The sequence below is a fragment of the Vibrio sp. 2132-1 genome (assembly GCF_033344315.1).
The window spans coordinates 1-627 of record NZ_JAWPON010000485.1 but is presented as its reverse complement, the minus strand read 5'-3'; the positions used below and the strand labels follow the sequence as shown (position 1 = coordinate 627).

Genomic DNA, 627 nt, shown 5'->3' with positions numbered 1-627 from the left:
AAGGCTTTAGAGCGATTAAGAGCACCAAACACGGCAATGTCATCAAAATAAGAGCAAGGCTTCCTGAGAGAATGCGTTGTGAGTAGCGATGGTGGTTATTTACTTTCTCTGCTAATTGTTCGGCTACCTTGCGCCATAAAGTCGCAGGGTGAGCGGAATGAGGAATAGGGAGGATCAGGTGAAACAGTAATGCGCCCCACATCACGAGGAGCGCACCGTTAGCATAGAATTGCTGAAAAATTTCTTCCATGAATGACTTGGATTACTTAACCAGTTCCAGCATCTTGAAGACCATTTCTGAAGAGCTTTTTGCTGCTAAAGGCAGGAATTCTTCAAAGCTCATTGGCGATTCTTTATCAGCAACGTCAGAGATAGCACGTACAACAACAAATGGTGTGTTGAATTGGTGGCAAGTCTGAGCAATAGCTGATGCTTCCATTTCAACCGCAATAACGGATGGGAAGTTTTCACGAATGAACGCTTGGCGCTCAGCCGTGCAAACAAACGCATCGCCCGTACAGATCAAACCGCGAACAGCATGTGTATTTGCCATTTGCTCGAGTGCTTTTTCCGCTAGGTCCATCAGTTTTTCATCAGCTTTGAATGCTGCTGGCTGACCTGCCATTT

At 45.8% G+C, this 627-nt stretch carries 1 protein-coding gene and 1 pseudogene; both read right to left on the bottom strand.

What is annotated here, in order from left to right; translation table 11 throughout:
• Positions 1 to 250, bottom strand: a pseudogene (locus R8N47_RS26195) (adenosylcobinamide-phosphate synthase); the annotation flags it as partial.
• Positions 251 to 262: 12 nt separating this feature from the next.
• Positions 263 to 627: 5'-methylthioadenosine/S-adenosylhomocysteine nucleosidase (gene mtnN / locus R8N47_RS26190; RefSeq protein WP_318186228.1), on the bottom strand; the 365-nt coding region annotated here is incomplete at its 5' end.